We start from the raw sequence: 6,585 nt of genomic DNA, 5'->3' as shown, positions 1-6,585 counted from the left end.
GTGTTGGGGGGTGTGCGGGTGGGGGGGGGGGGGGGGGGGGGGGTGGGGGGGGGGGGGGGGGGCGGGGGGGGGGGGCCCCCCCCCCCCCCCCGCCGGCATTTCCGGCGTGTCAGCCGTCCCAGAGATCCCCGCCCTGTTTCAGCACCACGAGATCCGACGCCGCGGGCACCGGCCAGAGATCGAGCACGTACCGCAGATGGTCGCCGTACTCGAAGTCGTTCCACTCCGCGTCCGGCGGCCCGGCCTGCAGGTAGGACACCCGCACGCGGTACCGGCCCGGTGCCACCGGCAGGTGCCGCTGCTGGCCCGGATAGTCCGCCGGGCCGAACAGGGACAGCTCCCCGGACGGCACGTCGAGATCGGCTTCCACCACGTGATCCGCGTCGGCGAGCACCGCGGGAGGCGTGTCACCCACGTTCACGATCACTTCGACGAGATCCGACCGGGCGGTGCCGATCGAAAGCGAATGAGGTTCGGCTCCGATCCGGTGCCGGGTGACCGCCTCGTCGGTCCAGACGTCCCGCCGCGGGTGCGTACGCAGCCATGACTGGTGGGAAGCCTTGTCCCGCAAGGAGAACTGCCGGTAGTCGGCGTGCACGACGAACATCACGGGACGCAGCGTAACGACCCGAAAACGGACCAGCCGACGGCGGCCGGGCGCGCGGGGTTAGCGTTACCCCATGACCACTGCTTCTGTCGACGCCGACAGCGCCCGCCGGGATTACGCGGCGCTGGTCGAGCGAGGTCTCCGCCTCGACATCACCCGCGGCAAGCCGTCCCCCCGGCAGCTGGACCTCTCGGCCGAGCTGCTTTCGCTCCCGAATGGCGCCCACACCGCCGAAGACGGCACCGACGTTCGCAACTACGGCGGGCTCAAGGGCCTGGCCGAGCTCCGGCGCATCTTCGCCCCCGCACTCGGGGTCCCGGTCGAGCAGCTGCTGGCCGCGGGCAACTCCAGCCTCGAGCTGATGCACGACGCCACCGTGCACGCGCTGCTCAGCAAGCTTCCCGGTGCCGAGCGCCGCTGGGCCGACGAGCCCCGGATCGCCTTCCTCTGCCCGGTTCCCGGCTACGACCGCCACTTCAACCTTTCGGCGCGGTTCGGCATCGAGCTGATCCAGGTCCCGATGACCGAGTCCGGCCCCGACATGGACGTCGTCGAGCGGCTCGTCGCCGAGGACGCCGGCATCAAGGGCATCTGGTGCGTGCCGAAGTACAGCAACCCGACCGGCATCACCTTCAGTGACGACACGGTCCGCAGGCTGGCCACGATGACCACCGCGGCGCCGGACTTCCGGATCTTCTGGGACAACGCCTACGCGGTGCACCACCTGACCGACGCCGAGCCCGAGCTGGCCGACATCCTGGCGCTGGCCACCGAAGCGGGCAACGCCGACCGCGTGTTCGTGTTCGGATCCACCTCGAAGATCACTCTCGCCGGCTCCGGCGTCGGGTTCTTCGGCGCGTCGCAGGCCAACATCGACTGGTGGACGGCGCTGGTCGGCAAGCGGACCATCGGCCCGGACAAGGTCAACCAGCTCCGGCACGCGATGTACCTGCGTGACGCCGACGGCGTCCGCGCGCTCATGCGCAAGCACGCGGAGATCATCGGGCCGAAGTTCGCCGCGGTGGACCGCATCTTCACCGAGGAGCTCGGCGGCACCGGGCTGGCGTCGTGGACCAAGCCGCTCGGCGGGTACTTCGTCACGCTGACCGTGCCCGAGGGGACCGCGAAGGAGGTCGTGCGGCTGGCCAAGGAGGCCGGGATCGCGCTGACCCCCGCCGGGGCCACCCACCCGCACGGCGACGACCCCGCCGACGCGACCATCCGGATCGCGCCGACGTTCCCCGAACTGGCCGAGGTCGAAGAGGCACTCCGCGGCGTCGCGGTCTGCGTCCGCCTCGCCGCCGCGCAGAAGAGCTGAGCGGAGCCGAACTTTTCCGGACACGGGACCGAACCTCTCGCGTGCCTGCTCCGAAGCCCCTGCGGGTGGGTGAGCAGCCAGAGAGGACTTCCCGTGTTCGGAAAACGCTACGTGCGGCATCTGGTCTCCCGCAGCGCGGAGAACGCCACCGATCGCCGCCGCTTCCTCAGGACCGCGGGAGCGGCGGGGCTCGGGCTCGTCGGAGCCGGGTACCTCGGCAGCACCCTGTCGGTGGCTTCGGCGGGTGCGCCGTCCGCGGCCGAGCAGGCCGCCGCCAAGGGCGCCGACGGTGCCGCGAGTGACGCCGCCGTCCTGAACTTCGCCCTGAACCTGGAGTATCTGGAAGCCAACCTGTACTCGTTCGCGGTCTCCGGGTACGGCCTGCCCGTCCAGCTGACCGGCGGAGTCGGGAAGCTGGGCGGGGTGGCAGGCGGGCACGCGGTGCAGTTCAAGAGCCAGGCCGTCCGCCAGATCGCCCAGGAGATCGCGGGCGACGAGATCGCGCACGTCAACTTCCTGCGCCAGGCACTGGGCAACCAGGCGGTCGCGCAGCCACAGATCGACTTCCAGAACAGCTTCACCGCGGCGGCACAGGCGTCCGGGCTGATCAAGCAGGGCCAGACGTTCGATCCGTTCGCCAGCGAGAACAACTTCCTGCTGGCCGCGTTCCTCTTCGAGGACGTCGGCGTCACCGCCTACAAGGGCGCGGCCCCGCTCATCACCAACAAGACGTTCCTCGACGCCGCCGCGGGCATGCTCGCCGTCGAGGCCTACCACGCCGGGATCGTCCGCTCGCAGCTGTTCGAGCGGGGCCTCGGCGAGGTCACGAACAAACTGTCCGACGCGCGCGACGGCCTCGACGGCAAGGGCGACGACGACCAGGGCGTGCTGGCGGGCGGCCGGGCGAACCTGGTGCCCGCCGACGGCAACGGCATCGCCTTCGGCCGCAGCGCCGACCGGGTGCTCAACATCGCCTACCTGAACAAGGACAAGGTGACCTCCGGCGGTTTCTACCCGGCGGGCGTCAACGGCGACATCAACGCTTCCGGCGCGGCCTCCTGACCTCCACGCGGTCCCTTCGCGTGCCGCCGGGTACCGGTACGGTCGGTGACGGCGGCACGCCGGGCCGCCGTGGCGGGGAAGGGGCACGGGTGCGGGTGCTGATCGCGGGCGGCGGGGTCGCGGGCACGGCCACGGCGATGGCGGTGAAACTGGCCGGGCACGAGCCGGCCGTCTTCGAGGCGCATCGCGGCGGCGGCGCGGACGCGGGCGCGTTCCTGGTGCTCATGGCCAACGGTATGGCGGCGCTGCGGAAGATCGGTGCGGACGGCCCGGTCGCCGGCGCGTCGGTCGCTTCCGCCGGTCTCGAACTCGTCGCGTCCGACGGCACGATCGCGGCGAATCGGTCCTATGAGGACGGTGCGGGGCCGAGGACCATCACCCGCGCCGCGCTCTATCGCGTGCTGCAGGAAGAGGCGGTCGGGCGCGGAATTCCGGTCTGTCACGGCAAAAGGCTTCTCGGTGCGGAGACCGGCCCCGACGGCGTGACCGCGCGGTTCGCGGACGGCACGTCGGCAAGCGGCGACATCCTCGTCGGCGCGGACGGCCTGCGTTCGCTGGTGCGGCGGCTGATCGACCCGGCGGTCCCCGAACCGCGCTACACCGGGATCAGCGTGGTGTACGGCTACGCCCGCGACGTCGCGGCCGCGCCCGGGATCTACCGGATGGTCCAGGGCCGGTCCGCCGCGTTCGGCTGCACCACCGGCCCGGACGGGGTGACGTCCTGGTTCGCCCGCGTCCCCGATACCGAACGGAGCCGCGACGAGATCGCCGCGACGACGCCCGCCGGATGGCGTGAGCTGGCTCTGTCGGTATTTCGCGGGACACCCGCACCCGGTCGGCAGCGGGAGCAGGCTTCGCCAGGATATGCCCCCGCTGCCTCCGATTTCCCCGGAGAATCCTTGCCCCCGGCCGAAATCATCGCGGCGAGCGGGGACGAGGTGTTCGGCGATCACGCGTACGACCTTCCCTCGGTGCCGCACTGGTCGACGCCGCGGATGGTCCTGGTGGGCGACGCGGTCCACGCCTTTTCCCCGGCGGCGGCCGCGGGCGCGTCGATGGCGATCGAGGACGCCGTCACGCTCGGCGAATGCCTGCGCACCCGGCCGGACGCGCTGTCCGCCTTCGCCGCTTACGAAAAGGAACGCCGCGAACCCATGGAGAAGCTGGTGGCCGCGGCGCTGACCCACGACGCCGAGCGCGTCGCGGCGTATCGGGCGGGGACGCGCCGCCGCTGAAATCTGGCCGGTCCTCGCCGGTGGCCGCTACGATCCGGCCATGACGCGACCCGATCCGCAGCAGTTCCCGGTCCTCCTGTCGACCATGAACGATTTGCCCGGTTATCGGGTGACTCGTGTCTACGGCGAGGTTTTCGGCCTCACCGTGCGCAGCCGTAACGTGTTCTCGAACATCGGGGCGGGCTTCAAGGCGATGGCGGGCGGTGAGCTCAAGGGCCTGTCGAAACTGCTGGCGGATTCCCGGAACGAGGCGCTGCACCGGCTGTCGGAGGAGGCCATGTCATATGGTGCGAACGCGGTCCTCGCGCTCCGCTTCGACTGCAACGAGATCGCCCAGACCGCCAGCGAGATCGCGGCCTACGGCACCGCCGTCTACGTCGTCCCCGAAAACGACGCGCCCCAGCCCCAGTAGTCCACAAAGGACTCAAATGCCGTTAAGGCCACCTTACGGGCGTCCGACGCCCGTAAGGTGGCCTTAACGGCACGTCCGGCTACTTCTTGTACAGCGCCTCGATGTCGCCCGCGTAGTTCTTCGAGACGATGTTGCGCTTGAGCTTGAGGCTCGGCGTGATCTCGCCGCCCGCCTCGGTGAAGTCGTTTGCCAGGATGGTGAACTTCTTGATCGACTCGGCGTGCGAGACCGCCTTGTTCGCTTCGTCCACAGCGGACTGGATCTCGGCGCGCAGCTCGGCGTCGTCGGCCAGTTCGGCCACGGTCGCCCCGGCGGGCTTGCCGTGCTGGGACTTCCACGACGGGAAGTACTCCTCGTCGATGGTCACCAGCGCGCCGATGAACGGCCGCTGGTCGCCGACCACCATCGCCTGGCTCACCAGCGGGGACGCCTTGAGCGTGTCCTCGAGCCCGGACGGGGCGACGTTCTTGCCGCCCGCGGTGACGATGATCTCCTTCTTGCGCCCGGTGATCTTCAGGAACCCGTCCGCGTCCAGTTCGCCGAGGTCGCCGGTGTGGAACCAGCCGTCGGTGAGCGCCTCCGCGGTCGCCGTCGGGTTGTTGTAGTACGCCTTGAACACGACGTCGCCGGAGAGCAGCACCTCGCCGTCGTCGGCGATGCGCACCGACGTCCCGGCCACCGGCTTGCCGACCGTGCCGACCCGGAAGGCGCTCTCGGTGTTCACGTTCGCCGCCGCGGACGTCTCGGTCAGGCCGTAGCCCTCGAACACCGGGACGCCGATGCCGCGGAAGAAGTGCGCCAGCCGCGCGCCGAGCGGGGCGCCGCCGGACACCGCCGCCACGCACCGGCCGCCCAGCGCCGCGCGCAGCTTGGCGTAGACGAGCTTGTCGAACAGCAGGTGCTTGAGCGTGAGCCCGAGCCCGGCGCCGCCGTTGTCCTTCGCCTCGCTGTAGGCGACCGCGGTGGCCTCGGCGGCGTCGAAGATCTTGCCCTTGCCCTCGGCATGCGCTTTCTGCTTGGCGCCGTTGTAGACCTTCTCGAACACGCGCGGCACCGCGACCACGAACGTCGGCCGGAACGTGCCCAGGTCCGGGACCAGGTTCTTGACGTCGGGGGTGTGGCCGAGGGTGACCCGCGCGGTCAGCGCCGTCACCGCGATCGCGCGGGCGAGCACGTGCGCGAGCGGCAGGAAGCACAGCAGCGAGTTGCCCTGCTCCATCAGCTGCGGGAACGCCTCGATGTCCGCGCGGATCTCCGCGAGCAGGTTCCGGTGGGTCAGCTCGACGCCCTTGGGCCGCCCGGTGGTGCCCGAGGTGTAGACGATGGTGGCCAGATCGTCGGCCTTCACCGACCGGCGGCGCCCGTGCAGGTCCTCGTCGGACAGTTCGGCGCCCGCGGCGGCCAGTTCCCCGGTGGCAGGGGAGTCGCCTTCGATCTGCCAGACGTGGGCGAGATCACCCAGCCGGTCCCGCACCTCGCCCAGCGTCGCGGCGTGCTCGGCGGTCTCGACGAACACGCCCTTCGCCGCCGAATCCGACAGGATCCAGTGCACCTGCTCGGCCGAAGAGGTGTCGTAGATGGGCACGGTGACCGCGCCCGCCGCCCAGATGGCGAAGTCGATCAGCGTCCATTCGTAGCGGGTCTTCGACATGAGCCCGACCCGGTCGCCGGGGCCGATCCCGGCGCTCGCCAGTCCCTTGGCCACGGCCAGTACCTCGGCGGCGAAGTCCTTGGCCGTCACGTCCAGCCAGGTCCCGTCGACCTGGCGGCGGAAGCTCACGACGTCGGAGAACCGTTCGGCGTTCGCCCACACGACGTCGGCAAGGTTCTCGTCGTCGTGCACCGGCTTGCCGGCGGGGGCGCTGTATTCGCGCACGTGGACCTCCGTGTTCAACGCATGCGGCAGCGGCGCCGCGGGTTACCCGCCAGTCAACTTAGCGTGAGGTGGACT

At 70.7% G+C, this 6,585-nt stretch carries 6 protein-coding genes; 4 read left to right on the top strand and 2 right to left on the bottom strand.

Annotation, left to right across the window (positions count from 1 at the left end):
- Positions 1-109: 109 nt before the first annotated feature.
- On the bottom strand, positions 110-607 hold the full coding sequence (locus ACFWY9_RS17355) for a hypothetical protein (RefSeq protein ID WP_378326515.1): 498 nt from the start codon (positions 605-607) through the stop codon (positions 110-112).
- A gap of 73 nt (positions 608-680) precedes the next feature.
- Here ACFWY9_RS17355 and ACFWY9_RS17350 point away from each other — a divergent pair, with 73 nt between their 5' ends.
- From ACFWY9_RS17350 to ACFWY9_RS17335, 4 genes are all read left to right on the top strand, one after another.
- Positions 681-1,925 carry an aminotransferase class I/II-fold pyridoxal phosphate-dependent enzyme gene (locus ACFWY9_RS17350; protein WP_378326388.1) on the top strand — a complete coding sequence of 415 codons (1,245 nt, stop codon included), beginning with the start codon at positions 681-683 and terminating at the stop codon, positions 1,923-1,925.
- Positions 1,926-2,018: 93 nt separating this feature from the next.
- Positions 2,019-2,987: a ferritin-like domain-containing protein gene (locus tag ACFWY9_RS17345; protein WP_378339252.1), complete on the top strand. Its 969-nt coding sequence runs from the start codon at positions 2,019-2,021 to the stop codon at positions 2,985-2,987.
- Between the two features lie 89 nt (positions 2,988-3,076).
- Positions 3,077-4,222 carry an FAD-dependent oxidoreductase gene (locus ACFWY9_RS17340; protein WP_378339251.1) on the top strand — a complete coding sequence of 382 codons (1,146 nt, stop codon included), beginning with the start codon at positions 3,077-3,079 and terminating at the stop codon, positions 4,220-4,222.
- Between the two features lie 40 nt (positions 4,223-4,262).
- Positions 4,263-4,634, top strand: coding sequence for a YbjQ family protein (locus tag ACFWY9_RS17335; RefSeq protein ID WP_378326385.1), 372 nt, complete (start codon positions 4,263-4,265; stop codon positions 4,632-4,634).
- Between the two features lie 79 nt (positions 4,635-4,713).
- Here the strand turns inward: ACFWY9_RS17335 and ACFWY9_RS17330 are convergent, their stop codons facing one another.
- Positions 4,714-6,510 (bottom strand): AMP-dependent synthetase/ligase, encoded by a 1,797-nt coding sequence (locus ACFWY9_RS17330; protein ID WP_378331799.1) that lies wholly within the window; start codon positions 6,508-6,510, stop codon positions 4,714-4,716.
- Positions 6,511-6,585: the final 75 nt, after the last annotated feature.

This window comes from Amycolatopsis sp. NPDC059027, from assembly GCF_042739735.1.
GTDB lineage: Bacteria > Actinomycetota > Actinomycetes > Mycobacteriales > Pseudonocardiaceae > Amycolatopsis.
This window is presented reverse-complemented; position numbering and strand designations above follow the sequence as displayed.